At 62.8% G+C, this 26,929-nt stretch carries 26 protein-coding genes; 14 read left to right on the top strand and 12 right to left on the bottom strand.

Annotated features, from left to right (window positions below):
• Positions 1-93: 93 nt before the first annotated feature.
• The 3 genes from KJY40_RS07385 to KJY40_RS07375 all read left to right on the top strand — a co-directional run bounded on the left by KJY40_RS07385 (position 94) and on the right by KJY40_RS07375 (position 3,115).
• Positions 94-693, top strand: coding sequence for a short chain dehydrogenase (locus tag KJY40_RS07385; protein ID WP_230735864.1), 600 nt, complete (start codon positions 94-96; stop codon positions 691-693).
• 59 nt (positions 694-752) lie between these two features.
• Positions 753-1,406, top strand: a complete 654-nt coding sequence (locus KJY40_RS07380) for a COG3650 family protein (protein WP_230735862.1) — start codon at positions 753-755, stop codon at positions 1,404-1,406.
• Positions 1,407-1,501: 95 nt separating this feature from the next.
• Positions 1,502-3,115 carry an NAD(P)/FAD-dependent oxidoreductase gene (locus tag KJY40_RS07375; RefSeq protein WP_230735860.1) on the top strand — a complete coding sequence of 538 codons (1,614 nt, stop codon included), beginning with the start codon at positions 1,502-1,504 and terminating at the stop codon, positions 3,113-3,115.
• Positions 3,116-3,248: 133 nt separating this feature from the next.
• Here KJY40_RS07375 and KJY40_RS07370 read toward each other — a convergent pair whose 3' ends face one another.
• Positions 3,249-4,343: a PLP-dependent cysteine synthase family protein gene (locus tag KJY40_RS07370; protein WP_230735858.1), complete on the bottom strand. Its 1,095-nt coding sequence runs from the start codon at positions 4,341-4,343 to the stop codon at positions 3,249-3,251.
• 246 nt (positions 4,344-4,589) lie between these two features.
• Between KJY40_RS07370 and nhaA the strand changes: the two genes are divergently transcribed.
• Positions 4,590-5,777: a Na+/H+ antiporter NhaA gene (gene nhaA, locus KJY40_RS07365; RefSeq protein ID WP_230735857.1), complete on the top strand. Its 1,188-nt coding sequence runs from the start codon at positions 4,590-4,592 to the stop codon at positions 5,775-5,777.
• 148 nt (positions 5,778-5,925) lie between these two features.
• Here the strand turns inward: nhaA and KJY40_RS07360 are convergent, their stop codons facing one another.
• A complete protein-coding gene (locus KJY40_RS07360; protein ID WP_007918566.1) occupies positions 5,926-6,390 on the bottom strand; it encodes an outer membrane lipoprotein in 465 nt (154 codons plus the stop codon).
• Between the two features lie 166 nt (positions 6,391-6,556).
• Here KJY40_RS07360 and KJY40_RS07355 point away from each other — a divergent pair, with 166 nt between their 5' ends.
• Positions 6,557-6,793, top strand: coding sequence for a hypothetical protein (locus KJY40_RS07355; RefSeq protein ID WP_230735855.1), 237 nt, complete (start codon positions 6,557-6,559; stop codon positions 6,791-6,793).
• Between the two features lie 5 nt (positions 6,794-6,798).
• Here KJY40_RS07355 and pdxH read toward each other — a convergent pair whose 3' ends face one another.
• The 5 genes from pdxH to dinG all read right to left on the bottom strand — a co-directional run bounded on the left by pdxH (position 6,799) and on the right by dinG (position 14,660).
• On the bottom strand, positions 6,799-7,446 hold the full coding sequence (gene pdxH, locus KJY40_RS07350) for a pyridoxamine 5'-phosphate oxidase (RefSeq protein ID WP_007959142.1): 648 nt from the start codon (positions 7,444-7,446) through the stop codon (positions 6,799-6,801).
• 24 nt (positions 7,447-7,470) lie between these two features.
• Complete coding sequence (locus KJY40_RS07345; protein WP_230735853.1) at positions 7,471-8,574, bottom strand: OmpA family protein; 1,104 nt, start codon at positions 8,572-8,574, stop codon at positions 7,471-7,473.
• A 113-nt stretch (positions 8,575-8,687) separates the two neighbouring features.
• Positions 8,688-9,833: an EstA family serine hydrolase gene (locus tag KJY40_RS07340; protein ID WP_011332785.1), complete on the bottom strand. Its 1,146-nt coding sequence runs from the start codon at positions 9,831-9,833 to the stop codon at positions 8,688-8,690.
• A gap of 106 nt (positions 9,834-9,939) precedes the next feature.
• Positions 9,940-12,420 (bottom strand): beta-galactosidase, encoded by a 2,481-nt coding sequence (locus KJY40_RS07335; protein WP_230735850.1) that lies wholly within the window; start codon positions 12,418-12,420, stop codon positions 9,940-9,942.
• A gap of 95 nt (positions 12,421-12,515) precedes the next feature.
• Positions 12,516-14,660, bottom strand: a complete 2,145-nt coding sequence (gene dinG, locus KJY40_RS07330; protein WP_007952008.1) for an ATP-dependent DNA helicase DinG — start codon at positions 14,658-14,660, stop codon at positions 12,516-12,518.
• Positions 14,661-14,759: 99 nt separating this feature from the next.
• Here dinG and KJY40_RS07325 point away from each other — a divergent pair, with 99 nt between their 5' ends.
• Entirely contained in the window at positions 14,760-15,224 is a 465-nt protein-coding gene (locus KJY40_RS07325) for a CopD family protein (RefSeq protein WP_007952006.1), read from the top strand.
• A 45-nt stretch (positions 15,225-15,269) separates the two neighbouring features.
• Here KJY40_RS07325 and KJY40_RS07320 read toward each other — a convergent pair whose 3' ends face one another.
• The 4 genes from KJY40_RS07320 to KJY40_RS07305 all read right to left on the bottom strand — a co-directional run bounded on the left by KJY40_RS07320 (position 15,270) and on the right by KJY40_RS07305 (position 17,970).
• Complete coding sequence (locus KJY40_RS07320) at positions 15,270-16,028, bottom strand: collagen-like protein (RefSeq protein ID WP_230735849.1); 759 nt, start codon at positions 16,026-16,028, stop codon at positions 15,270-15,272.
• Positions 16,021-16,299 carry a DUF1145 domain-containing protein gene (locus KJY40_RS07315; protein WP_039771353.1) on the bottom strand — a complete coding sequence of 93 codons (279 nt, stop codon included), beginning with the start codon at positions 16,297-16,299 and terminating at the stop codon, positions 16,021-16,023. Before KJY40_RS07315 ends, KJY40_RS07320 begins: the two co-directional genes overlap by 8 nt.
• A 162-nt stretch (positions 16,300-16,461) precedes the next feature.
• Positions 16,462-17,184 carry an OmpA family protein gene (locus KJY40_RS07310; RefSeq protein WP_007952001.1) on the bottom strand — a complete coding sequence of 241 codons (723 nt, stop codon included), beginning with the start codon at positions 17,182-17,184 and terminating at the stop codon, positions 16,462-16,464.
• A 90-nt stretch (positions 17,185-17,274) separates the two neighbouring features.
• Complete coding sequence (locus KJY40_RS07305) at positions 17,275-17,970, bottom strand: OmpA family protein (RefSeq protein WP_007951999.1); 696 nt, start codon at positions 17,968-17,970, stop codon at positions 17,275-17,277.
• Positions 17,971-18,169: 199 nt separating this feature from the next.
• Here KJY40_RS07305 and KJY40_RS07300 point away from each other — a divergent pair, with 199 nt between their 5' ends.
• From KJY40_RS07300 to KJY40_RS07285, 4 genes are read left to right on the top strand one after another with little or no spacing between them, the layout of a single operon-like run.
• A complete protein-coding gene (locus tag KJY40_RS07300; RefSeq protein WP_011332778.1) occupies positions 18,170-18,667 on the top strand; it encodes a DUF6231 family protein in 498 nt (165 codons plus the stop codon).
• A 4-nt stretch (positions 18,668-18,671) separates the two neighbouring features.
• Positions 18,672-19,148 (top strand): YchJ family protein, encoded by a 477-nt coding sequence (locus KJY40_RS07295; RefSeq protein WP_230735847.1) that lies wholly within the window; start codon positions 18,672-18,674, stop codon positions 19,146-19,148.
• Between the two features lie 31 nt (positions 19,149-19,179).
• A complete protein-coding gene (locus tag KJY40_RS07290; RefSeq protein WP_230735845.1) occupies positions 19,180-19,665 on the top strand; it encodes an LEA type 2 family protein in 486 nt (161 codons plus the stop codon).
• Positions 19,666-19,670: 5 nt separating this feature from the next.
• The gene (locus KJY40_RS07285; RefSeq protein ID WP_007955014.1) at positions 19,671-19,877 is read left to right on the top strand and encodes an SEC-C metal-binding domain-containing protein; all 207 of its coding nucleotides are present in this window, start codon (positions 19,671-19,673) and stop codon (positions 19,875-19,877) included.
• A gap of 148 nt (positions 19,878-20,025) precedes the next feature.
• Here the strand turns inward: KJY40_RS07285 and KJY40_RS07280 are convergent, their stop codons facing one another.
• Positions 20,026-20,583: a cysteine hydrolase family protein gene (locus KJY40_RS07280; protein ID WP_230737659.1), complete on the bottom strand. Its 558-nt coding sequence runs from the start codon at positions 20,581-20,583 to the stop codon at positions 20,026-20,028.
• A 147-nt stretch (positions 20,584-20,730) separates the two neighbouring features.
• On the opposite strand from KJY40_RS07280, the gene KJY40_RS07275 reads away from it, so the two are divergent.
• From KJY40_RS07275 to KJY40_RS07260, 4 genes are all read left to right on the top strand, one after another.
• A complete protein-coding gene (locus KJY40_RS07275) occupies positions 20,731-21,375 on the top strand; it encodes a glutathione binding-like protein (RefSeq protein ID WP_064593916.1) in 645 nt (214 codons plus the stop codon).
• Positions 21,376-21,519: 144 nt separating this feature from the next.
• Complete coding sequence (locus KJY40_RS07270) at positions 21,520-23,970, top strand: penicillin acylase family protein (protein WP_230735843.1); 2,451 nt, start codon at positions 21,520-21,522, stop codon at positions 23,968-23,970.
• A gap of 207 nt (positions 23,971-24,177) precedes the next feature.
• On the top strand, positions 24,178-25,212 hold the full coding sequence (locus KJY40_RS07265; protein WP_074691386.1) for a ligase-associated DNA damage response exonuclease: 1,035 nt from the start codon (positions 24,178-24,180) through the stop codon (positions 25,210-25,212).
• Positions 25,209-26,897, top strand: a complete 1,689-nt coding sequence (locus tag KJY40_RS07260; RefSeq protein WP_230735841.1) for an ATP-dependent DNA ligase — start codon at positions 25,209-25,211, stop codon at positions 26,895-26,897. Before KJY40_RS07265 ends, KJY40_RS07260 begins: the two co-directional genes overlap by 4 nt.
• Positions 26,898-26,929: the final 32 nt, after the last annotated feature.

Genomic DNA, 26,929 nt, shown 5'->3' with positions numbered 1-26,929 from the left:
CATTTGAAAACCAAAGGTTGCCCATTAGCGCGCTTATCCGCAGAAAAAACCACTCTAGACTCAAACCTCGTTCAATCACTTGAGGCAATCACGATGAAAATTCTGTTGATCGGCGCGGGCGGCACCATCGGTTCGGCCGTGGACAAAGAGCTGTCGCAGCGTCATGAAGTCATTCGTATCGGTCGCAGCAGCGGCGATTTGCAGGTGGATATCAGCGACAGCGCATCGATCCGCAAGCTGTTCGAACAGACCGGCAAGTTCGATGCGCTGGTCTGCGCCGCCGGCAACGTGACCTTCGCTCCACTGGGTGAAATGACCGAAGACAGCTTCGCCCTCGGCCTGAAAGACAAGTTGATGGGCCAGGTCAATCTGCTGCTGATCGGCCGCGAATTCGCCAATGACGGCGCGTCGTTCACCTTCACAACCGGCGTGCTCAGCCACGACCCGATCCGCAGCGGCGCCTCAGCTGCACTGGTCAACGGCGCGCTCGACAGCTTCGTCCGCGCAGCGGCCATTGAGCTGCCACGCGGCCTGCGCGTGAACTCGATCAGTCCGACCGTGCTGGTCGAAGCCATGGGCAGCTACGCCCCGTACTTTCGTGGCTACAAGCCGGTTCCTGCGGCGGATGTGGCATTGGCCTACGCCAAAAGTGTCGAAGGCTTGCAGACAGGTCAGACATTTCACGTGGGCTAAACCCTTGTGATGAACGGTCAGCCTGCGTAACGTGGCGGCACTTGTCTGGAGAGCCAAAGATGCGTGTTGCCCGTTCCCTGATCGTTGTTGCCCCGCTCCCGTTGTTTGCCGCGTGCCAGTTGTTCGATGGCGCGCGGGAAAGCGCCTCCCACGTCGACCAGACGCGGATGCAGGGGCAACTGACCGCTGCCGACGGCAAACTGGTGTTCCAGGCCTGCGGCGAGCAGCGCCAGTACGTGGTCAATGACATTGGCGGCACCAGCGTCCTGCAAGAGGCCGCCACCCTGGCCGATCAACAGGGCAAGCTGTTCGCCGACGTGCGCGGGAAGATCACCGGCGACCGCCTCGACCTGACCCAGTTGTACCGTGTCGAACGCTCCGGCACCGCCTGCGACGACCCCAACTTCAAACAGCTGATCCTGCGCGCCGCCGGTCATGGCCCGGAATGGAACGTAAAAGTCAGCGGCAAAGGCCTGGTCATCGACCGCGAAGGCCAGCCACCGCTCGCCGTGCCCTACGTCGAAGAGCAGCTGGGCGACGGTCGTTTCAATCTCAGCAGCGAAGCCAACAACCAGCGCATCGAGCTGTGGGTGGCGCCGCAACGCTGCGTCGACAGCAGCACCGGCAGCGTGCAGCACATGAACGCCGAGCTGCGTATCGACGGCAAGGTACAGCGTGGTTGCGGGTATTTCGGCGGTTCGCGTAACGACTGATCGTTTTACCCTCACGGGATCCGGCCGATGCGGCTTATAATCGCCGCCTTCAAACGCCCTGGCGCAGTTGTGCGCCCCGCGAACCGGATCCTGTCATGTTACGAATCACCGAACTCAAGCTGCCGATCGACCATCCCGACGAAGACCTGCGCGCTGCCATCGTGCAACGCCTGGGCATTGCCAGCGATGACCTGCTCGATTTCACCTTGTTCAAGCGCAGCTACGATGCGCGCAAAAAGTCCTCCGAACTGTGCTTCATCTACACCATCGACCTCGAAGTGCGCGACGAGGCCAAAGTGCTGGGCAAGTTCGCCGACGACCGTAACGTCAACGTGGCGCCGGATGTCAGCTACAAATTCGTCGGTCAGGCGCCGAGCGACCTGAGCCAGCGTCCGATCGTGGTCGGTTTCGGCCCGTGCGGGATCTTCGCCGGCCTGTTGCTGGCGCAGATGGGCTTCAAGCCGATCATCCTCGAACGCGGCACCGAAGTGCGCCAGCGCACCAAGGACACCTGGGGCCTGTGGCGCAAAAGCGTGCTCAACCCCGAGTCCAACGTGCAGTTCGGCGAAGGCGGCGCGGGCACGTTCTCCGACGGCAAGCTGTACAGCCAGATCAAGGACCCGAAATTCCTCGGCCGCAAGGTGCTGCACGAATTCGTGAAAGCCGGCGCGCCGGAAGAAATTCTTTACGTCAGCAAGCCGCACATCGGTACGTTCCGTCTGACCGGCATGGTCGAAACCATGCGTGAAGAGATCCGCGCCCTCGGCGGCGAAGTACGCTTCCAGGAGCGCGTCACCGACGTGCTGATCGAAGACGGCCAACTGGTCGGGGTCGAACTGGCCAGCGGCGAAACCCTGCATTCAAAACACGTGATTCTGGCGCTGGGCCACAGTGCCCGCGACACCTTCCGCATGCTCCACAGCCGTGGCGTGTTCATGGAAGCCAAGCCGTTCTCGGTGGGTTTCCGGATCGAGCACCCGCAATCGCTGATCGACCGTGCGCGACTGGGCAAATACGCCGGCCACCCGAAGTTGGGAGCCGCCGACTACAAACTGGTGCACCACGCCAAGAACGGCCGTTCGGTCTACAGCTTCTGCATGTGCCCGGGCGGCACCGTGGTGGCGGCGACTTCCGAGCCGAACCGCGTGGTCACCAACGGCATGAGCCAGTACTCGCGTAACGAGCGCAACGCCAACTCCGGCATCGTCGTCGGCATCACCCCGGAAGTCGATTATCCGGGCGGTCCGCTGGCCGGGATCGAATTGCAGGAGCGTCTGGAGTCCCACGCCTTCATCCTCGGCGGCAGCGACTACAAGGCGCCGGCGCAACTGGTTGGCGACTTCATCAACGACATTCCTTCGACCGAACTGGGCGAAGTCGAGCCATCGTACAAACCGGGCGTGGCGCTGGGCGATCTGGCCCTGGCCCTGCCGGACTTCGCCATCGAAGCGATCCGCGAAGCGTTGCCGGCGTTCGAGAAACAGATTCGCGGTTATTCGCTGCACGATGCGGTGCTGACCGGGATCGAGACCCGCACCTCGTCGCCGCTGCGCATCACGCGTAACGAGACGCTGCAGAGCATGAACGTCAAAGGTCTGTTCCCGGCCGGTGAAGGCGCGGGTTATGCGGGCGGGATTCTGTCGGCGGGTGTTGACGGGATTCGGATTGCGGAAGCCGTGGCGCGTGACATTCTCGGTCTGAAAGACTGATTCGCACGACCTGAAACACTGCAAAAACTGTGGGAGCTGGCTTGCCAGCGATGACGGACTCAGATTCACAATTAATGTTGACTGACACTCCGCTATCGCTGGCAAGCCAGCTCCCACATTGGTTACCGGTGACTCAGATATTTGCGCGTAACACTGAAGCCGGCAGCGCCTCACCCTTTTCGGCACTCGCCGCCACAGCCGCTATCAATCCCTCCAGCTCATAGCCCTGCGCCTTGAGCCACGCCTGATCGTAATAGGTGTCCGCGTAACGCTCGCCGCCATCGCACAGGATCGCCACGATCGAGCCCGACTCCCCCGCCGCTTTCATCTGCTGGGCCGCCGTCAGCGCGCCGATCAGGTTGGTGCCACTCGACCCGCCCACATGCCGGCCCAGGCGCTGCGCCAGGTAATGCATGGCCGCCAGCGATAACGCATCCGGCACCTTGACCATCGCATCGATCACCTTCGGCAGGAACGACGCTTCTACCCGTGGCCGGCCGATGCCTTCGATCCGCGAACCGTGGTCAAGACGCAGGCTGGCGTCGCCGGTCTGGTAAAAGTCGAAGAACACCGAACGCTCGGCATCGGCGCACAGCACGCGGGTGCAGTGCTGGCGGTAACGCACGTATCGACCGAGGGTCGCGGTGGTGCCGCCGGTACCGGGGCTGGAAATCAGCCAGGCCGGGCACGGGTGCTGCTCGTAGCGCATCTGCTGGAAGATCGACTCGGCGATGTTGTTGTTCGCCCGCCAGTCGGTGGCACGTTCGGCGTAGGTGAATTGATCGATGAAGTGACCGTCATGCTCCCGGGCCAGGCGTTCGGATTCGGCGTAGATCTGCGTCGGATCGTCCACCAGATGACTCTGGCCACCGTAGAAGGCTATCTGCGCGATCTTCTCCTTGGAGGTGGTCGCCGGCATCACCGCAATGAACGGCAGACCGAGCATCCGCGCAAAATACGCTTCGGAAATTGCCGTCGATCCGCTGGACGCCTCGATCACCGGCGCGCCGGGTTTGAGCCAGCCGTTACACAAGGCGTAGAGAAACAGCGAACGGGCCAGCCGATGCTTGAGGCTGCCGGTGGGATGGCTGGACTCGTCCTTGAAGTACAACTCGATGCCCGGGAACCCCGGCAGCGGCAAGGGGATCAGGTGGGTGTCGGCGCTGCGCTGGAAGTCCGCTTCGATGATCCGGATGGCTTCGCGGGCCCACTGTCGGTTGTCGCTCATGGCTGTCGTTCTCGTTGAATCAGGCAGAAGTGCCTTCACAGGCTCAGCCCCCAAGCTTAGGAAAAAACCTACAGCACCGACAGATACAGCTGAGCTTCAATCCCTTGGGCAACTGCTAGGCTCTGCTGCAGGTCTGGCATGCGCCTTGTAACCATATATAACAAAAAAGAATATAACTTTTGTTTTAACAACTAACTGTACGGGTTAGGGTGTGCCACCTTTTGACTTTATCGATGGAGAGCGACCTTGCCTCTGCGTAGCACTTTCACGCGTTTCTTTCAGTTGGAAGCTGCCAGCGGTCTGTTACTGATCGCCGCGGCCATCCTGGCTTTAATCATCAACAACTCGCCGCTGTCGTGGTTGTACAGCGGCCTGCTCGACACCCCGGTGGTGGCGCAGATCGGCGCGCTGAAGATCGCCAAGCCCCTGCTGCTGTGGATCAACGACGGCCTGATGGCGCTGTTCTTCCTGCTGATCGGCCTGGAAGTGAAGCGCGAAGTGCTCGACGGCCAGTTGTCGAAACCGTCGCAGATCGTCCTGCCCGGCGCGGCGGCCATCGGCGGCATGCTGGTGCCGGCGCTGATCTACTGGTTCCTCAACCGCGACAATCCGGCCGCCCTCGACGGCTGGGCGATTCCGACCGCCACCGACATCGCCTTCGCCCTCGGTGTGCTGGCCTTGCTCGGCAAGCGGGTGCCGGTGTCGCTGAAGCTGTTCCTGATGACCCTGGCGATCATCGATGACCTCGGCGCCATCGTGATCATTGCGATCTTCTATTCCGGCGAACTCTCGACTCTGTCGCTGGGTCTGGCGGCGGCGTGCATCGCGGCGCTGGTGGCGATGAACCGGCTCGGGGTGGTCAAGCTCGGGCCGTACATGATCATTGGTCTGATCCTCTGGGTCTGCGTGCTCAAGAGCGGCGTCCACGCGACGTTGGCCGGTGTAACCCTGGCGTTCTGCATCCCGCTGCGCACCAGGAATGCCGAGCCTTCGCCGCTGCTGACCCTCGAACACGCGCTGCACCCGTGGGTCGCCTACGGCATTCTGCCGCTGTTCGCCTTCGCCAACGCCGGCCTGTCGCTGACCGGCGTGACCGCCGAAAGCTTCACCCACCACGTGCCGATGGGTATCGCCGTCGGCCTGCTGCTGGGCAAGACCATCGGCGTGTTCGGCCTGACCTGGCTCGCCGTCAAGACCGGCATCGCCGCCCTGCCCCAGGGCGCCAACTGGGGCCAGGTGCTGGGTGTGGCGATCCTCTGCGGGATCGGCTTCACCATGAGCCTGTTTGTCGGCTCCCTCGCCTTCGTGCCGGGCGCCAGTGAATACGCCGGAATGGACCGGATGGGCATTCTCACAGGTTCGGTGTTCGCGGCATTGATCGGTTATGCAGTGACATTGGCGGCGAGCAGAAAGAACACCGCGCTGCCTTCCTGATACGCGATGGATCGCCGTAGCGAACAATCCTCACGTCTTTAGAGACGCGTCCTGCAGCCACGATCTTCCTGCTTCGTTAATGCCGCAAACCAACAAAAAACCCCGACCAGTCACCTGATCGGGGTTTTCTTTTACCGCTCGTTTGCGCTTAGTGCGAAACGCGGCTGGTTCCGCCAACGGTCGAAATCCGTACCCGCTCACCCACGCGGAACACTTCATTCTCCTGCACTTGCTGCACATAGGCGCGCATGCTGCCGTCGTCTTCGCGCACGGTGATTTCAACGCCCTGGGTACGGGTCAGACCTTCTTCAGTGGCCGAACCGATCAGGCCGCCAGCCACGGCGCCGATAACGGCTGCCACGATGCTGCCTTTGCCGCCGCCGATGGCGCTGCCGCCGACACCGCCCACGGCCGCACCGGCGAGGCCGCCGATCGGGGTCTTGGTGCCTTCGATTTTCACCGGACGCAGGGATTCGATGGTGCCCATGCGAATCGTCTGCACGCGACGCGCTTCGTCACGGGAGTAGGAGTCACCGGTCAGGCTCGACTGGCAGCCGGTCAGCAACATCGCCATCGTGGAAAAGGAAGCAACCAGCAGAACAGACTTACGCATAGCATCAACTCCAAAGGACAGGTATTCATTAAACTCCGCAGCTTGACGCCTGTCACGGCGTTGCCCGGATAAAGTTGCTTTCATTCAGGCCCGGTACAGGCGCCCGCGAACTCACCCAACAGTAGCGCCAAAATCCGTTTCCTGCGCCGTCGACCCAAGGAATTCCATGGATTACTTCATCATTGTCGCCACCACCGCCGCCGGTCTGTACTTCCACTGGTGGCTGTATGTGCGGATCAAACGCTGGATGGATCGTGACCTGGCCCTGTCACTGGCCGGCAAGGATGAAGGCAAGCGCGCCTTCATGCTGGAACGGCTGAAGCAGGCTCAGGCGCAGAAGATCAAGCGCCGGGACCTGCCGAAGTGGCTCGAGGCCGCTGCGGCAGGCTATCCCGCTCGGTAGACTGCTCAGGGTGCCAGACGTTCAAGAATCCAGTCGGCGCCCTGCACACGGTAGTTGAGGCGATCGTGCAGACGGCTCGCGCGGCCCTGCCAGAATTCGATGCGCTCGGGAAGCAAGCGGTAGCCGCCCCAGTGTTCCGGGCAATCGGGCTGGGTATCGGTGAAGCGTTGCTCGGTGGCTTTCAGCAAATCTTCCAGTTCACCCCGGCCGTTGATCACCCGGCTCTGCGGTGAGGCCCAGGCGCCCAGTCGGCTGCCCAGCGGTCGCACCTGATAATAAGCGTCGGACTCTTCAGGCGAGACCTTCACCACCCGCCCTTCGATCCGTACCTGGCGCTCCAGGGTCGGCCAGAAGAACGTCATGGCGGCGAACGGGTTCGCCGCCAGATGCTGGCCCTTGGCGCTTTCGTAGTTGGTGAAAAAAGTGAACCCCTGCTCGTCCAGCCCCTTGAGCAGCAGAATGCGGCAATGCGGACGACCGTCCGCATCCACCGTGGCCAGGGTCATGGCGTTGGCTTCCACTGGCGCCTGTTCGGTTTTCACCGCTTCGGCAAACCACTGGTGAAACAACGCAAAGGGCTCGGCCGGGGCTTGCGCCTCGGTCAGGCCGTCCCGGGTGTAATCACGACGCATATCTGCCAGAGACTGGGTCACGGCGCATTCCTTTTCGTTAGCGGATCACTTTTTGGTGGTATCGGTCGCAGCGACTTTCTTGTCGGTTGCGGCGGCTTTGGCGGGCGCGGTCTTTTTCGCCGGAGCCTTGGCCGGGGCCTTCTTCGCTGGAGCCTTGGCAGCAGCTTTCTTGGCCGGGGCCTTTTTGGTGGCCGGTACGGCGGCCTTCTTCGCAGCCGGCGCCGGGGTCACCGGTTTGGCGGCAGGCTTGACGTCCTGAGCGGCGACCATGGTCACTGGCTTCGGTGCTGGCATGTTGTACTTGCTCAGCAGCGCGACCATGGTGTTTTGCGGGGTCACCAGCAGTTCGACACGACGGTTCAGGGCACGGCCTTCAACGCTGTCGTTGGCGGCACGCGGTGCTTCGGAACCCATGCCGCGCAGCATCAGGCGATCACGCTGCAGACCGCTGAGGCGGAAGATTGCCGCCACCGACTGGGCGCGCTCCTGGCTCAACTTGACGTTGGCCGGCGCAGCACCGGAGGTATCGCTGTGACCCAGCACCAGCACGGCGGTTTTCGGGTCGGCTTCGAGGATTTTTGCGACGCGGGTGAACGGGCCGAGGGTCACCGGCAGCAGCATGGCCGGGCGATCCGGGTTGAACGAGCCTTCCACCGGCGCAGTCACGACCAGCACGTTTTCACGGCGCTCGAGTTGCAGATTGCTGTCCTTGATTGCGGTGCGAAGGCGCGGTTCGTAGTCATCCAGCCAGGCTTGAGTCACCTTCGGATCGGGCATCGGCACGACTTTGGCCGTGTCCTGCTCCTTGCCGCCGAACGGCCACCACCATTTGCCGCCCTTGTCGGCCTCGGCCTTGGCGACTTCGACCGGTTTTGCTTCGGGTTTGGCTTCAGCTTTCACTTCAGGCTTGGCCGCCGAGTCGTCCGAGCCAAACGGCCAGTACCACGGACTGCTGCTCTCGGCCTTGGCCACAGGTGCGGTGGCAGCCGGTTTCAACGGGGCAGATGCCGGAGCCGGCTCCTTGGCTGCGACTTTGTCGGAAGAACCGAACGGCCACCAGCTGCCGCCATCGGCGTCATTCTTCGGAGTCTGTGCACAACCGGTGATTGCAAAACACAGGGCCAGGGCGAGAGTTTGTTTGGACGACATTGGAAACCCACAAAAAGAAGTAGTGAACAATCAGAGGACTTTCGCCCGGATAAACAGACGCTTTGAAACAAAAATCGCCATGAGGTTCCGGCCCTGGAACCTCGGGCGACGCATTACAGACAAGTGGCAAGCACCCGCGCCAGCTTCTGCGCGCGCGGATCCATCAAGACGTACGGCCCCAGGGTATTTGTCACAAATCCGAAGGCAACATCGTGCTCCGGATCAGCAAAACCGATGGAACCGCCAGCACCCGGATGGCCGAATGCACGCGGGCCGAGGCCATAAGTGGCGTTCGGCACGTCGGGTTGATCGAGCATGCAACCGAGACCGAAACGGGTGCGGGTCAGCAAGGTCTTGTCCTCGCCGAGGCTGTGTTCGCGAGTCAGTTCGTCGAGCATTTCGCTTTCCAGCAGGCTGCCGTCGAGCAGACCGGCGTAGAACCCGGCCAGGCTGCGTGCGTTACCGTGGCCGTTGGCCGCTGGTTGCTGCATGCGCCGCCATTCCGGTTTGTTGGTGCTGGTGAGCACCGACGGAGGATTGGTGAAGGCCCGGGTGGTCATGGCCGTCGGCTCGCGCATGGTCACTTGCAGCAGGCGCTGGGCCGCGGCGTCGCCGGTGTTGCCCTTGCCCCGGGCGATATGCGCCACGCGGTGGAATTCCTCGTCAGCCAGACCGACGTGAAAATCCAGCCCCAGCGGTTTGGCGACCCGCGCCACGATCGATTCCCCTGGCCCGCGACCGTCGGCACGCCGCAGCAATTCGCCGATCAGCCAGCCGTAGGTGATCGCGGCATAGCCGTGACCGGTGCCAGGCGTCCACCAGGGTGCTTCGGCGGCGAGGGCGTCGACCATGGTTTGCCAGTCATACAGCGCTTCCGGCGCCAGCAATTCGCGCAGGGCCGGCAGACCGGCCTGATGGCAAAGCAGTTGGCGCAGGGTGACGGATTCCTTGCCGGCAGCGGCAAATTCCGGCCAGTAACGGGCGACAGGTGCGTCGAGCTGCAACTTGCCTTCGGCCACCAGTTGCAGCGCGGTGACGGCGGTGAAGGTCTTGGTGCAGGAGAACAGGTTGGCGATGGTGTCGCTGTGCCAGGCTTCGGCGCCGTCCTTGTCGGCGGTGCCGGACCAGAGGTCGAGGACGGTTTCGCCGCCGACCCGGATGCACAACGCGGCGCCGCGTTCCTGGGGATCGTCGAACAGTGCGGCGAAGGCTTCGCGCACCGCTTCGAATTGAAGCTCGTAATGTCCCTGAATCTGCACCCGCAACTCCCCCGCGAAAACGCTCTACAAAGTGGCCCGCATTGTTCCAGCCCGTGAGGGTTTTGGGAACCGCTGCGGGCCGGGCGGTCTTCAGGTTTCGTAACGATCAGTGACCGTTGCCCGAATGCCCGCCGGTGTGGCCAGCCCCCTGCCCCGGGCCTTTGCCGGCGTCTGCCTTGCGGCCGCCTTCGGCTTCGTGGCCGGCCTTGTCCGCTGCGGCAGCCGCCTTCTGCGCCTCTTTGTTCAACTGATCGACGGTCGCCAGGTTGCTCTTGCGCACGGCTTCGACAAAACCCTGGAACGGCAGATCGGTGACACCGACCAGACCAAAGTGACCATTTTCGCCATCGAGCAGGCGTCCGGTCACCGGTTGATCCAGATACTGGAACCAGTGCACGCCGACAATCGACGGCTCGCTCAACGCCTGCTTGAGGAAGTTGGCATAGGCCGGGCCGCGGTCTTCTTCCTTGCTCAACGGGGTCACACCGCCCCAGAACGGGCCACGGTCGGTGGAGCCGAAGTTGAATTCGGTGATCAGCACCGGTTTGTCGAGGCTGCGCAGCGCAGCGAAGTCATAACCGTCCTGAGGTTGCAGGGTGTACATGTTGAAGCTCAGCACGTCGCAATACTGAGCGCAGGACGCCACGGCTTCCGGGGTGCTGGTGGCAAAACGGCCACCAAGCAGCAACTGGTTCGGCGCGTGCCACTTCAGCGAGTCGGAAATGGTCTTGAAGTAGGTATCGGCGAAGACCTTCTGGAAGTATTTGAAGTCAGCCTCGATTTCCGGATGCTCCGGATTCGGCAGCGGCGCTTCGAAACCCGGGTCTTCCATCAATTCCCACGCCGGCAGATCAATCCCCCAGGCCTTCGACAGCCCCGCCTGGTTGCGGTACTTGTCGCGCAACTGCTTGAGGAACGCGCGTTTGGCCGGCACGTCTGTAGTCATTTTCAAGGTGCCGTAGGCCAGCGCGTAGCGAGATTTCGGATCATCACCGGGGCCGGCCCAGGCCAGCTCGTTGTCGGCGAAGTAGCCGATCAACCACGGATCATCGCGATGGTCGCGGGCGGCAATCGCCACGGCGCGTTCGGTGGCCATGGCGAAACGCGGATCGAACGGGTCAGGCATGCCGCCCCACCAGTCGGTGCCGGTGCTGATGCTGGTGTAGTCGCCAACGATCGACAGCGGCAAGGTGTACGGCATGCGCTCGGCGTCACCAAGGACCGGGGCGCTCCAGTTACCGACGGTGTTGAAGCCCCAGGCTTGCAGGCGATCAAGAGTGTGGCTTGCCCACTTTTGTTCGTCGACCGTGTTTTTGCACGGCGTCGCAACGCTTTGCCCGCTGGTGGCTGCGGACTCGGCAACCCCGGCGTTCGGCTGTTCGGAGGCGGCGACCGGTGCACTGGCGTTGGTCGCGGCTTCCTCTGCTGCGCCAGCCTTGGCGGCTTCAGCCACTCCGGCCTTGTTGCCGCTGTCCGGGGAGCATGGCTCGCCATACAGGCGCTGGAGGTTGGCGCCGTAGAAGTCGTACCAGCGCCCGACATTGTAACCACGGCCCTGATCGACACCGTTGCCTCCACGGTTGTCACCTTCGCCGAAGTGGCTGGCCAGCGGCTCTTCAGGTTTTGGCAGGGATTCGAACATGTATTCGCGACCGGCCACGTAGGTCTGGTTGACCTCCGGGCTGACGGTGTTCACGCCCAGGGAATAGAACGGATGGCCCTCGGGCGTCACCAGATACCAGCGACCGTCACGTTTCTCGGTGCGGAAGAAACCGCTGGCCTTGAACGCCGGGCCTTTGCTCCAGCCACCGAACTTGTCCAGCGACGACTTTTCGCGCTCGGCCAACCAAGTGTTCAGTTGTTGCTTTTCTTTGGCGGCGGCGGATTTCAGTTGTTCGTCATTGGCGACTTTCTCCGGCCATTTACCGCGAGTCGACTGGCCATAGGCATCCACCAGATTGCCGTAGGCGGATTTGATCACCTCACCTTCGTCCTGCACGCCAAAGCGCTCAAGCAACAGACTTTGCGCGGCTTTCGGCTGGTCCATCGACAGGCTGACCGACACCACCTGGCTGCGATCCAGCTCACCGCTGCTGCTCGCCAGCAGGATGCGCTGCCCGTCGATGGTCATCGGCATCACCGGCCCGGCCTTCATGCCCTGGCTCAGTGACGAGGTCGCGGTCAACGGCACCAGCAAGGTCTGCGCCGGGCCGGCCGGCAAATCGACGCGGCTGACCAGGGTCTTGCCGTCATTGCTCTGGATTTGTACATAGACGGTCACCGCCCAGTTCATCGCACTCTGGATGCGCAGGCTCATCATGCCGGACTGCGACCAGTCCCAGGCGCCAGTCTGCGGGGATAGACGCAAGGTCGGGCGGGCCGTCGGGTTGAACGTCACCCGGCGCAGCACTTCACCTTCCGGGGTCTGCTCGGCGTTGGCCTGCGGCAGGTCGGCGTTTTCGGTCGCCACTTTCACCACATCGGCGGGGCGGACAAAGTTGAACAGGGTCTGCTGGCCGGCAGGTGCCGCCAGCAAGGGGCCAGCGAAAACCAGGGCAAAAATGGCAGGCAACGAACGACGAATCATGAGAACGGATTTCTCCCTAACGACCCACGAGGGCCAATGGAAAAGCAATAGCAGAGAGATAGACAGCGCGGCGGGCAAAACTGCCCACCGATGTCTCAGGATATTTCACGACGGAAAGGAGGCAACGCATTGAGGATCGCCTTGCCGTAGCGCTGGGTGACCAGCCGCCGATCCAGCAAGGTGATGGTGCCGCGGTCTTCTTCGGTGCGCAGCAGACGGCCGCAGGCCTGGACCAGCTTCAGCGAGGCATCGGGCACCGAGATTTCCATGAACGGATTGCCGCCCCGGGCCTCGATCCATTCCGACAGTGCGGCTTCGACCGGATCGTCCGGCACCGAGAACGGGATCTTGGCGATCACCACGTGTTCGCAGTAGGCGCCCGGCAAGTCCACGCCTTCAGCGAAACTGGCGAGGCCGAACAGCACGCTGGAATCACCGCCATCGACTCGCGCCTTGTGCTTGTTCAGGGTTTCCTGTTTCGACAGGTTGCCTTGAATGAACACTTGCTTGCGCCAGTCGCGGTCGAGGCCGTCGAACACGTCCTGCATCTGTTTGCGCGACGAGAACAGCACCAGACTGCCCCGCGAGCCTTCGACCAGTTCCGGCAGATCGCGGATGATCGCGGCGGTGTGGGCGGCGGCATCCCGTGGGTCGGCTTTCAGGTCCGGCACCCGCAACACACCGGCATCGGCGTGATGGAACGGGCTCGGCACCACGGCGGTGACGGCTTTTTTCGGCAGACCGGCGCGCATGCGGAAGCGATCGAACGTGCCGAGCGCGGTCAAGGTCGCCGAGGTCACCAGACAGCCGTAAGCCACGTTCCACAGGCTGCGGCGCAGGGTTTCGGCGGCGAGGATCGGGCTGGCGTTGACCTCGATGTCGAACAGCGAACCGCTTTCGGCCAGGGTCAGCCAGCGGGCCATTGGCGGGTTGTCTTCCGGGTCTTCGGCGGTGAACGCGGTCCACAGCTCCCAGTTGCCGGAAGCACGGGACAACAGGCTGCCGAACAGGGGATACCATTCTTCGGCCTGATTGCTGGCGATGCCGATGTTGACCTCGCCGTCCATGCCTTCCTTGAGCAGATCCGTCAGGCGGGTGAACAGGTCATTGAGGCGGGCGAAGCCTTTTTTCAGCTCGATGCCCATCTCGCGCATGTGTTCCGGAATCACCCCGCCGATGAAGCGATGGCGCGGACGCTCGCGGCCTTCGACGTCTTCACCGGGTTTGAAATCGGCGATCTGTTCGCAGGCGGTGAACATGAACTGCTGCTGGGTCTTGATCTCCCGCGCCAGCTCCGGCACCTGCTCGATCAGCTTGCCGAGGTCGCCCGGCAACGGATGCTGGGCCAGCAGTTTGGTGAGGTTCTTGGCGGTGGTTTCCAGCCAGTCGGCGGTGGAACGCAGACGCGTGTAGTGGGCGAAGTGGCCGATGGCCTTGTCCGGCAGGTGGTGGCCTTCGTCGAACACATAAATGGTGTCGCGCGGATCGGGCAAGACTGCCCCGCCGCCCAGCGCCAGGTCGGCCAGCACCATGTCGTGGTTGGTGACGATCACGTCGACCTTGCCCATGCCTTCGCGGGCCTTGTAGAAGGCGCACTGGCCGAAGTTCGGGCAATGACGGTTGGTGCACTGGCTGTGATCGGTGGTCAGACGCGCCCAGTCGGCGTCTTCCAGCGCGTTGGGCCAGCTGTCGCGGTCGCCGTCCCATTTATTGCCGGCGAGCTTCTCGATCATGCTGGTGAACAGCTTCTGGCTGGCCTCATCGACCTCGATCTTGAAGCCTTCTTCTTCGAACAGTTGGGCGGTGGCGGTCTGCGCGTGGCCTTCCTGCAACAGCATGTCGAGCTTGGACAGGCACATGTAGCGGCCACGGCCCTTGGCCAGGGCGAAGCTGAAGTTCAACCCGCTGTTGCGCATCAGGTCGGGCAAGTCCTTGTAGACGATCTGCTCTTGCAGGGCGACGGTCGCGGTGGCGATCACCAGGCGCTTGCCGGCCAGTTTGGCCGTCGGGATCGCGGCCAGGCTGTAGGCCACGGTCTTGCCGGTACCGGTGCCGGCTTCCACCGCGACAATCGCGGGGTCGCCACTGCGCCGGCCTTCGTCGTCGGTGTCGATATCCCCGAGGACCTTGGCGACTTCAGCGATCATCAGGCGCTGGCCGTAACGCGGCTTGAGGCTCTTGGCCTCTAGAAAACGCGAATAGGCGCCCTGGATCGTGGTTTTGAGTTCAGTGCTGATCATTGAGTGTCGGGCGCAAAAAACGCTGGATAAATTTTCAGTGGTTCGGATGGGGGGCTATCATACCCCGCGAATCAATCCTGCGCAGATCGGAGTACCCCAATGACACCTTTTAGCCTCGTTTACCCCATCCATGTACTGGCCGCGCTGGTGTGGGTCGGCGGTATGTTTTTCGCCTGGATGGTGCTGCGCCCTGCGGCGATGAAGGCACTGGACGGTCCCGGGCGCCTGACGCTCTGGGTGGAAGTGTTTCAAGGTTTTTTCCGTTGGGTGTGGGGGGCGGTGATTCTGCTGCCGGTGACCGGCGTCGGCATGCTGCATCTGCAACACATCGCCTTCGACAACGCGCCGCGCTATGTGCAGGTGATGATGGGGTTGTATGTGGTAATGACCGCGCTGTTCATCCGGATTCAGGCATTGATGCTGCCGGAACTGCGCACGGCGGTGCAGGCGAAGGATTGGCCGGCGGGTGCGGCGGTGCTGGGGCGGATTCGCAAGGTGGTGGGGTTCAATCTGCTGGTCGGGGTGGTGCTGGTGGCGGTGGCGGCTGCGCGGCCAATGATTTAAGCGTGTTCGCTCCCGCGCACGGCGCGGGAGCGATTACGTGACAGATTACAAGCGCTGTACGGTGACAGACCCCGCCGCACCCGCAGGCCCCGGCTGCCCGTCAGCCCCCGGCTTGCCGCTCTTGCCGCCATCGGCGCGATAGACCAGGCAGCCCTTGGACTTGCCACCCACCCCCGGCTTGCCGCCTGGGCCAGCCGCGCCACCGGCACCGCCGGCGACTTCGACCTTGATCAGCTCGGCCGGAAACTCGCGCGGCACTTCAAGACGCACCAGCGCGCCCGGTGCACCCGGCTGGCCATCGCTGCCGTTGCTGCCGTCAAAACCGTGTCCCGCCTGACCCCAGGTGCAACCCGGCTCCTGACCGTTGGCGCCATCGAGCCCGACAAAACCCGGAGCACCAGTGCCGCCACGGGCATCGACCACCAGTTTCGGCGCATTCAACGCCTTGAACTGCAGATTCAGATTGCGCCCGGCGCGGGCGGCTTTTTCGTAGGTGCCCGGCGCACCGCGGGCGGTGATCTGGCTGCCTTCGGCAAGTTGAGCGCGGATGACTTTCATATCCAGCGCCTGTTCACTCGGCACGATGGCGATGCGCGCTTCGTGGCCCAGTTGCAATTCGCCGACGCTCAGCTCGGTCACGTTCGAAGGAATCAGCAAGGTGCCGTAATCGGCGACCACCAGTTTCTCCAGTTGCAGAGTGCTGGCGGTGTTCGGCAGACGCATCAGCGAGTTGGTTTCGACGCTGACCACCTGGGCGCAGGCCAGGGGACTGATGAATGCAGCGAGCAGGCAGAGTTTACGCATGGGAAGCCTCCGGAGCGGCCGGGGCCGGGATGGTTTGCAGGTGGAATACGCCGAACAACAGGATGCGGCCACGATCACGCCAGGGGTGCGGACGACCCTTGAGGCTGCGGTTGCACAGCAGCACTTCGAGCACGTGGATCGCCAGCAGCAGACCGCCGGCCAGATTGACCAGCAGGTGCAGCGGATGAACAAACGGCACCAGCTGATTGGCCAGCACCACGCAGCAAAACAGCAGGGTCAACAATCGCCCCAGCCCACAGAACACCTTCATACGCTCCCCCGTGTTGCGAATTATTCTTTGGGCGCACAGTAACGGCTTCTGCAGGGGATAAGCCAGAGGGGAAAATGAAAAAAACCGCACCGCCGCCGGATGGCTGCCGGTTCGACGACGTTCATCGACCGACAGCTCTAGCCTGCGGACTACAGACTCATCCTAACGATTGATGTGCAGCTCCACCCGACGGTTCTGCGCACGCCCCTCGTCCGTGTTGTTATCGGCGACCGGTTCACTCTCGCCGCGCCCTTCACTGGTGAGTTTGTTCGGCGCCAGGCCCTGGCTCAGCAAATACTCCGCCACGCTGCTGGCGCGACGTTCCGAAAGTGCCTGGTTGTAGGCATCCGAACCCTTGCTGTCGGTGTGGCCAATGACCTTGATGCTCACCACATCGGCATTGCGCAGTTTGTCCATCAACGTGTCCAGCTGGCTTTTCGCGGCCGGTTTCAGATCGGACTTGTCGAAGTCGAACAGCACGTTGCCGGCGTCGTTAAGGGTGATGACTTCAGTTTGCGGGGCCGGTTCGGCGGGTTTCTCGGTGACCGGATACTGCGGCAGCGGACAGCCACGGTGGTCGACCGGGGTGTTGGCCGGGGTATCGGGGCAACGGTCGCGGCGATCGAACACGCCGTCGTCGTCTTCATCGCCATCCTGGGCATAGCAGATCAATCCGCCGGTGAGGATCCCCAGCGCCGCGCCACCGCCGGCCCAGCCGCCACTTTCGAGCGCGCCGAGACCGCCGCCGACCAGTCCGCCAATAAGGCTGCAGATCGGCCAGGTACGTTGATTGAGGGGAGCGGTGCCATCGCTGTGGGTGGCGCAACCGGTCAACAGGCTGCCCAGCAGCAGAACCGGCAAGACGGACCTTGTAAGAACACTCATCGTTAAAGCTCCTGTGTCACCGGCCCATACCGGTTACACAGGAGTAAAGACCCGCATCCGCGACTGCACAAGCCACGGATGCGAGGGGGGCTAGCGGTTGATTTTGATTTCGGTACGACGGTTCAGCGCGCGACCGTCGGCAGTTTTGTTGTCTGCCACCGGCTGGCTTTCACCGGCACCGGTCACCGACACGAAGCTGCTTTGCGGTACGCCGCTTTCGACCAGGTACTTGACCACCGAGTGCGCGCGGCGATCCGACAGTTTCTGGTTGTAGGCATCGCTGCCGACACTGTCGGTGTGGCCAGTCACGGTCAGTTGAGCGGTGCTGGTTTCCTGTTTCAAGCGCGTGGCGACTTTATCCAGGACCAGTTTGTCGGCCGGGGTCAGCGTGGCCTTGTCGAACTGGAAGTGAACATCGCGGATGACAATGGTTTCTTCCTTGACCACTACAGCTTCTTCGACCACTGGCGCAGGGGCTGGTGGAGGGCAGCCGTCAGCATCGACCTGTACGCCTTTAGGCGTGCCCGGGCACTTGTCGCGACTGTCCGGCACACCATCGCCGTCTTCATCGCCATCACCGTGAACCCAGCAATAGGCCGCTGCCGTACCGCCGACGAGTAACGCGCCATACCCCGCCCATGCGGAGCTTTCGGTCGCACCGAGGCCCGCACCGACGACACCACCGACTGCCGCACAGGTCGGCCAGTCGGTTTTCTGCAAACCTGCGCAACCAGTCAACACACTGGTTAGCAGAACCAAGGGTAATGCTGTCCGAACTATGCTCATCTAGTTTTCTCCTGAGGGATCGGCTTAGAACCGATTCAGGGAGTAAAGACCGGAGTTTTAATCTCCGCCAGCAATAGGCCATTGCTGTTTGTGCGCCTGTTCACGGGACTTCGACGAATTTGCCGCAAACCCGCAGGACAGAGATCTAGGCCTTGGCGTCCGGGCAGGCTAGTCTTGGCGCTCTGATTGAGGAGCTTCGATGAACGTCGCCATTTCTTCCCGCACGCCGCAGCAGGCATTGGCCGCCCTGCTCGACCGCTACGCCCCTGCACGTCTGCTGCTGATCGGCGCCAGCGAGTTCCCGGCGCTGGCTGCCTTCAAGGAAGCGCACCCGGACACCTGCGTCGCGCACGCCGCGCCCGGTGCGTTGCCGGCAGAACTGGCAGCCCGGCGTTTCGACCTGGCGCTGGTGGTCGATTGCCTGGAACATTTGCCCAAGCGTGACGGCCTGAATCTGTTGGGCGGGATCCGCAACCTCAACGCCAGCCGCATCGCCGTGCTGGCGGATCTGCCGGCCAGCGGCTGGCAGGAAACCGATTTTTACTCCCTGGCCCTACAGGCCAGCGAACGCTTCGCCCGGGACGAACAGGTGCTGACCCTGTTCACCTACGATCTGCTTGACTACAAACAAGTCCCCGACTGGCTCAACTCGCGGTTCTGGGCCAATCCGGAAAACTTCGGGAAATACTGGTGGTAATGCAATGAGTACAGCCATTTGCCCTTGCGGCAGCGGCAACCTGCTGGATGCCTGCTGCGGTCACTATCACGCCGGCCACCCGGCCCCATGCGCCGAAGCCCTGATGCGCTCGCGCTACAGCGCCTATGTGCTGGGCCTGATCGATTATCTGGTGGCCACCACCCTGCCCGCCCAGCAAGCGGGGCTGGATCGCCAGTCGATCAGCAACTGGAGCGCCCAGAGCACCTGGCTCGGTCTGGACGTGGAAAGCTCGGAAGTGTTCGGCGGCCAGCCGGAACACGCGTTCGTCACGTTCACCGCGCGCTGGCATGACGGTCAGGGCGAGCACAGCCACCGCGAACGTTCGTCGTTCGTGCAGAACACCGGGCGCTGGTACTTCATCGACCCGACCGTGCAACTGAAGCTGGGCCGCAACGACGCCTGCCCGTGCGCCAGCGGCCAGAAGTTCAAGAAATGCTGCGCGGGGTATTTCGGCAGCTGAAGCTAGACTGGGCAGCAAAGGGAGTCAAACCATGCTCGGTCATTGGCGCACATTCCAGGTCTTCTCACTGCTCGTGTTTCTGGGGCTCGGCGGCTGCGCGTCCTGGTTCAGCGACGACTCCCTCGACCCCGCCGTGCACCTGGTGAAAGTCGAAGTGGTGCGCGCCAAATTGCTGGAACAGAAATTCATCCTGCACTTTCGCATCGACAACCCCAACGACAGCGACCTGACCGTGCGCGGCCTGGAATACCGCATACACCTGGCCGACATGCTGCTGGCCGAAGGCGAGCACGAGCACTGGATCACGGTGAACCCCAAAAGCAGCGCGTTTTACAACGTGCCGATCCGTACCAACCTGTGGCCGAAGGTGAAAGAGGTGGTGAAAATGCTGAAAAACCCGAATCAGCAGATTCCCTACCGACTGGAGGGCGAGATGGAAACCGGTTTATTCATCGCTCACTACGTGCACCTGGCGCGCAATGGCGTGATAATCCCCGCCGATTTGATTACGGAGTGACCCCGATGACCCAGCAACCTCATGTCCATGGCCCTGACTGCAACCACGATCATGACCATCACCACCATGATCACGACCATGGCCATGTCCACGGCCCGAACTGCGGCCACGCCCACCAGGAACCGGTGCGCAACGCCTTGAAAGACGTCGGCCGCAACGACCCTTGCCCATGCGGCAACGGCAAGAAATTCAAGAAGTGCCACGGCGCTTGATGCCTTTGGCGCAGAGCATCTTCGCCTGAGATACCGCCTTCGCGAGCAAGCCCGGTCCCACATTCGACCGTATTCCATCTGACGGAATGCAGGCAAATGTGGGAGCGAGCTTGCTCGCGAAGGGGCCGGCCCATTCACCGAAAGCTTTTCAGCCTGCCGCCAGAATGTGCCCGGTGCTGACCACCGTCGCATACTCCCCGTGCAGATTCCCCAGCGACATCGCATGCACCTCCTCTGCCGAACGCAACGTGCTGAAATAGTCGGCCTTGTCGAAGGTAAAGCACGCATCCTCCGCCACCCATGCGTCAAACCCCAGATTGCCCGCCGTGCGTGCCGTGGACTCCACGGAGTTGTTCGTCGCCACGCCGACAATGATCAACTGCCCGATCCCCGCCTCACGCAACTTCGCCTCAAGCCCCGTCGCACAAAACGCATCCGGCACCTGTTTCTGGATCAGCCACTCGCCGTCCTGCGGCAAAAATCTTTCCTGAAAATCCACGCCTGACTGCTCGGGCCAGAACACTGATTCCGGCGAGCGCGACAAGTGCTGCACATGGATCACCGGCCGCCCGCTGCGTCGCCAGAAGCCCAGCAGATCGAGAATCCGCTCCTCGGCTGACGGATTATTCCGCCGCCCCAGACGCGGCTGCAGAATGCCCTTTTGCTGGTCGATGATGATCAGTGCAGCGTGGGCCTTGAGTTCCATGGCGATTTTTCTCATGCGGGGTCATTGAATTTCCCGTACTTGAGCATCACCTCCTGTAACTAAGCAAGCTATCGAACGCACACAGGACAACCTGAAGCCGGCGTTTGCTGTCCGCACGTAAGCCATTTTCCTGATTTGGAGCTTTCCATGATCGACCTGTATTACTGGACCACGCCCAACGGCCACAAGATTTCCCTGTTCCTCGAAGAAGCGGGCCTGCGCTACGACGTGCACCCGATCAACATCAGCCAGGGCGAGCAATTCCAGCCGCACTTTCTGAAAATCGCCCCGAACAACCGTATCCCGGCCATCGTCGATCATGAACCGGCCGACGGTGGTGAACCGTTGTCGTTGTTCGAATCCGGGGCGATCCTGCTGTACCTCGCGGAGAAGACCGGCAAGTTCCTGCCCAAGGATCTGCGTGGCCGCCAGGTGGCGCTGCAATGGCTGTTCTGGCAAATGGGCGGGCTGGGGCCGATGGCCGGGCAGAATCATCATTTCAGCCAGTTCGCCCCGGAAAAAATCCCCTACGCGATCAAGCGCTACATCGATGAAACCGCCCGCCTGTACGGGGTGCTGGACAAGCAACTGGCGAACAACGAGTTCGTCGCCGGCAGCGAATACAGCATCGCCGACATGGCGATCTACCCGTGGATCGTCTCGCACAAGTGGCAGAGCCAGAACCTGGAAGACTTCCCGAACGTGCAGCGCTGGTTCAACCACATCAAGGACCGCCCGGCGACCGTGAAGGCCTACGCGCTGGTGCAGAAGATCAATCCGCCGAAGGCTTGAGTCACCCGGCCTGATCGTTCCCGTGCGCGGGAACGATCAACGGGAAGAAATAACCGCTCGCCCCGCTTGCGCGGCCCCCTCCTGCTCACTAACGTAGCGGCTTTATCGCGCCCCCAGCCTCTACACCCCCGCAGGAGCTTTGCCATGGCCTCGCCAGCCCTTTCACATTTTCTTCCCCGGTTCGGCGTTGCCGCAGCAGTGGCCGGTGTTCTGAGCCTGACCGGTTGTCAGACCTGGAACGCCCAGGACACCCTCCCGCCGACCTCCGGTGTGCAGCCGCTCAAGGGCCTGGCGCAGAACGTTTCGGTACGCCGCAATGCCATGGGCATGCCGCTGATCGAAAGCAACAGCTTCCACGACGCACTGTTCGCCCTCGGCTACGTGCACGCCAGCGACCGGATCAATCAGATGGTCACCCTGCGCCTGCTGGCTCAGGGCCGTCTGGCGGAAATGTCCGGTTCGTCGATGCTCGACGCCGACCGCTTCATGCGCGCCGTCAATCTGAAGAAAAGCGCCGGCGAGCTGTACAAGGCTTCGTCGCCACGGCTCAAGCGCTTCTTCGAAGTCTATGCCCGAGGCGTCAACGCCTACCTGTTCCGCTACGCCGACAAACTGCCGGGGGATCTGGCATCCAGCGGCTACAAGCCTGAGTACTGGAAACCGGAAGATTCGGCGCTGATCTTCTGCCTGCTGAACTTCAGCCAGTCGGCCAACCTGCCGGAAGAAATCGCTTCGCTGGTGCTGGCGCAGACCGTGACCAACGACAAACTGGCGTGGCTGACCCCATCCGCTCCCGACGAAAACCTGCCGCTGGCCGAAGCCGACAAGCTGCAAGGCATCAAGCTCAACGGGCAGATTCCGGGGCTGACAGAACTGAGCAACGCCAGCGAACAACTGGCCGCCAGCAACTTGCTGGGCACTCAGTCGTCGAACAACTGGGCCATCGCCCCGCAACGCAGCCGCAGCGGCAAAAGTCTGCTGGCCAGCGACAGCCATGGCCCGCTGGCCGCACCGTCGCTGTGGAGCTTCGTGCAGATCCGCGCGCCGAAATACCAGGCCGCCGGCGTGACCGTGGCCGGTCTGCCGATGGTGCTCGGCGGTTTCAACGGCAAGGTGGCGTGGAGCCTGACCAGCGTGCTCGGCGATAACCAGGACCTGTTCCTGGAAAAAATCCGTCGTCAGGGCAGCACCTTGTCCTACGAGGTCAACGGCAAGTGGCAACCGGTTGCGGTGCGCAACGAAACCTACTTCGTCAAAGGCCAGCGGCCGATTCGCGAAGCGGTGTACGAAACCCGCCATGGCGCGCTGCTCAACAGCACCCAGGCCGCCGCTCAGGGCGCAGGCTTCGGCCTGGCCTTGCAGACGCCGAGCTTCACCGACGACAAATCCCTCGATGCATTTTTCGATCTGAGCCGCGCCCAGAACGTTGAACGCGCCTCGGACGCCAGCCGGGAAATCCGCGCCATCGCGCTGAATCTGGTGTTCGCCGATGCCAGCAACATTGGCTGGCAAGTCACCGGGCGATTCCCGAACCGCCGTGAGGGCGAAGGCCTGCTGCCGTCGCCGGGCTGGGAAGGTCGCTACGACTGGGACGGTTACGCCGACCCGATGCTGCACCCCTACGATCAGGATCCGGTCCAGGGCTGGCTCGGCACCGCCAACCAGCGGGTTATTCCTCATGGCTACGGCATGCAACTGTCCAATTCCTGGGCGGCGCCGGAACGTGGCGAGCGTCTGGCCGAACTGGCCGGCAGCGGTAAACATGACGGTCGCAGCGTGATCGCCATGCAGTACGACCAGACCACCACCTTCGCCGCCAAACTGAAGAAAATGTTCGAAGCACCGGGCATGGCGCAGCCGCTGAAACAGGCGATTGAAGCCCTGCCGGACGCCGAACGGGCCAAGGCCCGCGAAGCCTATACCCGTCTGATGGCCTTCGACGGCAAACTCAGCCCGACCTCCGCCGACGCGGCGATCTACGAGCTGTTCCTGCAGGAAAGCATGAAGCAGATTTTCCTCGACGAGCTCGGCCCGCAAGGCAGCCCGGCGTGGAAAGCGTTTATCGCCAATGGCGATCTGTCCTACGCCGCTCAGGCCGATCACCTGTTGGGCCGCGAAGACAGTCCGTTCTGGGACGACGCCCGCACCCCGCAAAAAGAAGACAAACCGGCAATCCTCGCCCGCAGTCTGGCGGCAGCGATCAGCGCCGGGGACAGTCAGCTGGGCGGTGACCGCAGGGCCTGGCAGTGGGGCAAACTGCACCGCTACGAGTGGAAGAATGCCAACGGCCAGACCGTTCGCGGTCCCCTCCCTGCTGGCGGCGACCACACCACGCTCAACACCGCGGCGTTCGCCTGGGGCCAGGACTTCAACACCACCCGTGCGCCGTCGATGCGCTTTATCGTCGACTTCGGTCAGAGCGAGCCGTTGATGGGGCAGAACGGGATGGGGCAATCCGGGAACCCGGTGAGCCCGAACTATCTGAACGGCATCGATCCGTGGCTCAAGGGGCAGTACATCGGCTTGCCGATGCAGCCGCAGAACTTTGACCGGGTGTATGGCAAGACGCGGTTGACCCTGACTCCCGGCAAGTAACCCCCCATGATCGTTCCCACGTCGAGGCGTCGAACCGTCCGCGTGGGAATGCAGCCCGTGACGCTCCGTGTCACTGGACGCAGAGCGTCCCTTGAGGCATTCCCACGCAGAGCGTGGGAACGATCATGCGACAGTTCAAAAAATCAATAGAACTTCTGACTTCGCGCAAACCTCATAGCTAACAAGTCCCTCCATTCCGGTAACGCCATGGACCTTGTTATCGCCCGTCCCGAAGGCCTCTACTGCCCTGCCGGGGATTTCTACATTGACCCGTGGCGGCCCGTCGAGCGCTCGGTGATCACCCATGCCCATGGCGATCATGCCCGTGGCGGCAACCAGCATTACCTGGCCGCCAGCGCCGGCGAAGGGATTTTGCGTGCGCGTCTGGGCGCGGACATCAACCTGCAAACCCTCGACTACGGCCAGCGTCTGACCCATCACGGGGTCACCCTGAGTTTTCATCCCGCCGGCCATGTGCTCGGCTCGGCTCAGGTGCGGCTGGAATACGGCGGCGAAGTCTGGGTCGCGTCCGGCGACTACAAGATCGAACCCGATGGCACCTGCGCGCCGTTCGAACCGGTGCGCTGCCACACCTTCATCACCGAGTCGACCTTCGGCCTGCCGATCTACCGCTGGCAGCCGCAGGCGCAGGTGTTCGCCGAGATCAATCAGTGGTGGCAGGCGAACATCGAGGCCGGCAAGGCCAGCGTGCTGTTCTGCTATTCGTTCGGCAAGGCCCAGCGGATTCTCCACGGCATCGACGAAACCCTCGGGCCGATCCTCAGCCACGGTGCGGTCGAGCCGCTGAACCGGGTCTACCGCGAGGCCGGCGTCTACCTGCCGCCAACGATCTACGCCGGCGAAGTGAAAAAGAACGACCCGATGATGCGCCAGGCGCTGGTCATCGCCCCGCCTTCGGCCGGCGGCAGCAGCTGGATGCGCCGGTTCGGCGATTACAGCGACAGTTTCGCCAGCGGCTGGATGCGTCTGCGCGGCACCCGTCGGCGGCGCGGGGTCGATCGCGGTTTCGTGCTTTCGGATCACGCCGACTGGCCCGGCCTGTTGTGGGCCATCGAACAGACCGGCGCCGAACGGGTGATGGTCACCCACGGCTCGATTGGCGTACTGGTGCGCCATCTGCGCGAAAAAGGGCTGGACGCACAAGGTTTCAACACCGAATACGGTGACGATGAAGAAGAGCTGTCTACCGCCACGCCCGCCGTTGCCGAGGTGCAACCATGAAAGACTTCGCCGGGTTGTACGCCGAACTCGACGCCACTACCTCCAGCAACGCCAAACTGGCGGCCATGCAAACCTACTTCGCCCAGGCGCAACCGCAGGATGCCGCGTGGGCGGTGTACTTTTTGTCCGGTGGCCGGCCTCGGCAACTGGTGCCGGTGCGGATCCTGCGGGATCTGGCGGTCGAGGTGTCGGGGCTTGCGCCGTGGCTGTTCGAGGAGAGCTATCAAGCGGTCGGCGATCTGGCGGAAACCATTTCGCTGGTGCTGCCGGAACACCCGCACACCTCCGAGGCCGGGCTCGCCGAATGGATCGAAGACAAACTCCTGCCCCTGCGCGGTGAAACCCCGGAATATCTCGCCCACCAGTTGCCCGCACTGTGGGCGCAACTGGATCGGCCGAGCCTGATGCTGTGCATCAAGTTGATCACCGGCAGCTTCCGGGTCGGCGTGTCCAAATTGCTGGTGACCCGCGCCCTGGCTTCCATGGCCGGGCTGGACAGCAAACGCGTGGCGCAGCGGCTGGTGGGTTACACCGATTTGTCCAACCGGCCGACTGCTGCCAGCTACCTGAAACTGATCGCCCCTGAATCCAGCGACGAGCATGCCCAGCGCGGTGGCCAGCCCTACCCGTTCTTCCTCGCCCACGCGTTGGCGCAACCGGTGGAAACCTTCGACGCACTGCTCGGACCGGCCAGCAATTGGCAGGTGGAGTGGAAGTGGGATGGCATCCGCGCGCAGGTGGTCAAGCGTGACGGGAAACTGTGGATCTGGTCCCGGGGCGAAGAACTGGTCACCGAACGTTTTCCCGAACTCGACACGCTGGTGCACGGTTTGCCCGACGGCACGGTGATCGACGGCGAGATCGTGGTGTGGAAGAACCAGCGCCCGGTCACCGAAGACGCGTTCGATCCGCAGTCGTCTGAAGCCCCGGCGGTGCAACCCTTCGCGCTGTTGCAGCAACGGATCGGCCGCAAGTCGCTGGACCGGAAAATCCTTGAAGACGCGCCGGTGGTGGTACTCGCCTACGACCTGCTGGAATGGCAGGGCGAAGACTGGCGCAACCAGCCCCAGACCAGGCGTCGTGAGCAACTGGAGCAGGTCATCACCCGCTGCAATAACCCGGTGCTGCTGCCTTCACCGATCCTGACCGGTGACGACTGGTTCGACCTCGCCCGCCAGCGCGAGGCCTCCAGACGCCTTGGGGTCGAGGGCATGATGCTCAAGGCCCGGGATGCGATGTATGGCGTCGGCCGGACCAAGGACATGGGCGTGTGGTGGAAATGGAAGGTCGACCCGTTCAGCGTCGACGCGGTGCTGATCTACGCCCAGCGCGGCCACGGTCGCCGAGCCAGTCTCTACAGCGATTACACCTTTGCGGTGTGGGACGGCCCGCCCGGCTCCAGTGCGCGGGCGCTGGTGCCGTTCGCCAAGGCCTATTCCGGGCTGACCGATGCGGAAATGCGCGAAGTCGACAGCATCGTGCGCAAGACCACCGTGGAAAAGTTCGGCCCGGTCAGCAGCGTGACCCCCAGCCTGGTGTTCGAACTGGGCTTCGAAGGCATCGCCCTCTCTCGCCGGCACAAGAGCGGCATCGCCGTGCGCTTCCCGCGCATGCTGCGCTGGCGCCAGGACAAGACCGTGGACGAGGCCGACAGCCTGGCGACCTTGCAAAACCTGCTGGTCTGAACCCCTTCCCCTGACGCCCGGAAATCCCTGCA

Origin of the sequence: Pseudomonas fitomaticsae (assembly GCF_021018765.1) — a bacterium.
In the GTDB taxonomy this organism is placed as follows: domain Bacteria; phylum Pseudomonadota; class Gammaproteobacteria; order Pseudomonadales; family Pseudomonadaceae; genus Aquipseudomonas; species Aquipseudomonas fitomaticsae.
This window is presented reverse-complemented; position numbering and strand designations above follow the sequence as displayed.

What these genes read in the sequence shown, in the direction of transcription:
- KJY40_RS07375 (WP_230735860.1), top strand. Translation starts at nt 1,502, where the DNA reads ATGTTACGAATCACCGAACTCAAGCTGCCGATCGACCATCCCGACGAA.
- dinG (WP_007952008.1), bottom strand. Translation starts at nt 14,660, where the DNA reads ATGATCAGCACTGAACTCAAAACCACGATCCAGGGCGCCTATTCGCGT.
- KJY40_RS07360 (WP_007918566.1), bottom strand. Translation starts at nt 6,390, where the DNA reads ATGCGTAAGTCTGTTCTGCTGGTTGCTTCCTTTTCCACGATGGCGATG.
- KJY40_RS07320 (WP_230735849.1), bottom strand. Translation starts at nt 16,028, where the DNA reads ATGCGTAAACTCTGCCTGCTCGCTGCATTCATCAGTCCCCTGGCCTGC.
- KJY40_RS07355 (WP_230735855.1), top strand. Translation starts at nt 6,557, where the DNA reads ATGGATTACTTCATCATTGTCGCCACCACCGCCGCCGGTCTGTACTTC.
- KJY40_RS07380 (WP_230735862.1), top strand. Translation starts at nt 753, where the DNA reads ATGCGTGTTGCCCGTTCCCTGATCGTTGTTGCCCCGCTCCCGTTGTTT.
- KJY40_RS07285 (WP_007955014.1), top strand. Translation starts at nt 19,671, where the DNA reads ATGACCCAGCAACCTCATGTCCATGGCCCTGACTGCAACCACGATCAT.
- KJY40_RS07385 (WP_230735864.1), top strand. Translation starts at nt 94, where the DNA reads ATGAAAATTCTGTTGATCGGCGCGGGCGGCACCATCGGTTCGGCCGTG.
- KJY40_RS07335 (WP_230735850.1), bottom strand. Translation starts at nt 12,420, where the DNA reads ATGATTCGTCGTTCGTTGCCTGCCATTTTTGCCCTGGTTTTCGCTGGC.
- KJY40_RS07265 (WP_074691386.1), top strand. Translation starts at nt 24,178, where the DNA reads ATGGACCTTGTTATCGCCCGTCCCGAAGGCCTCTACTGCCCTGCCGGG.
- KJY40_RS07275 (WP_064593916.1), top strand. Translation starts at nt 20,731, where the DNA reads ATGATCGACCTGTATTACTGGACCACGCCCAACGGCCACAAGATTTCC.
- KJY40_RS07310 (WP_007952001.1), bottom strand. Translation starts at nt 17,184, where the DNA reads ATGAGTGTTCTTACAAGGTCCGTCTTGCCGGTTCTGCTGCTGGGCAGC.
- KJY40_RS07270 (WP_230735843.1), top strand. Translation starts at nt 21,520, where the DNA reads ATGGCCTCGCCAGCCCTTTCACATTTTCTTCCCCGGTTCGGCGTTGCC.
- KJY40_RS07305 (WP_007951999.1), bottom strand. Translation starts at nt 17,970, where the DNA reads ATGAGCATAGTTCGGACAGCATTACCCTTGGTTCTGCTAACCAGTGTG.
- KJY40_RS07280 (WP_230737659.1), bottom strand. Translation starts at nt 20,583, where the DNA reads ATGGAACTCAAGGCCCACGCTGCACTGATCATCATCGACCAGCAAAAG.
- KJY40_RS07315 (WP_039771353.1), bottom strand. Translation starts at nt 16,299, where the DNA reads ATGAAGGTGTTCTGTGGGCTGGGGCGATTGTTGACCCTGCTGTTTTGC.
- KJY40_RS07325 (WP_007952006.1), top strand. Translation starts at nt 14,760, where the DNA reads ATGACACCTTTTAGCCTCGTTTACCCCATCCATGTACTGGCCGCGCTG.
- KJY40_RS07290 (WP_230735845.1), top strand. Translation starts at nt 19,180, where the DNA reads ATGCTCGGTCATTGGCGCACATTCCAGGTCTTCTCACTGCTCGTGTTT.
- KJY40_RS07295 (WP_230735847.1), top strand. Translation starts at nt 18,672, where the DNA reads ATGAGTACAGCCATTTGCCCTTGCGGCAGCGGCAACCTGCTGGATGCC.
- KJY40_RS07300 (WP_011332778.1), top strand. Translation starts at nt 18,170, where the DNA reads ATGAACGTCGCCATTTCTTCCCGCACGCCGCAGCAGGCATTGGCCGCC.
- KJY40_RS07370 (WP_230735858.1), bottom strand. Translation starts at nt 4,343, where the DNA reads ATGAGCGACAACCGACAGTGGGCCCGCGAAGCCATCCGGATCATCGAA.
- KJY40_RS07260 (WP_230735841.1), top strand. Translation starts at nt 25,209, where the DNA reads ATGAAAGACTTCGCCGGGTTGTACGCCGAACTCGACGCCACTACCTCC.
- KJY40_RS07345 (WP_230735853.1), bottom strand. Translation starts at nt 8,574, where the DNA reads ATGTCGTCCAAACAAACTCTCGCCCTGGCCCTGTGTTTTGCAATCACC.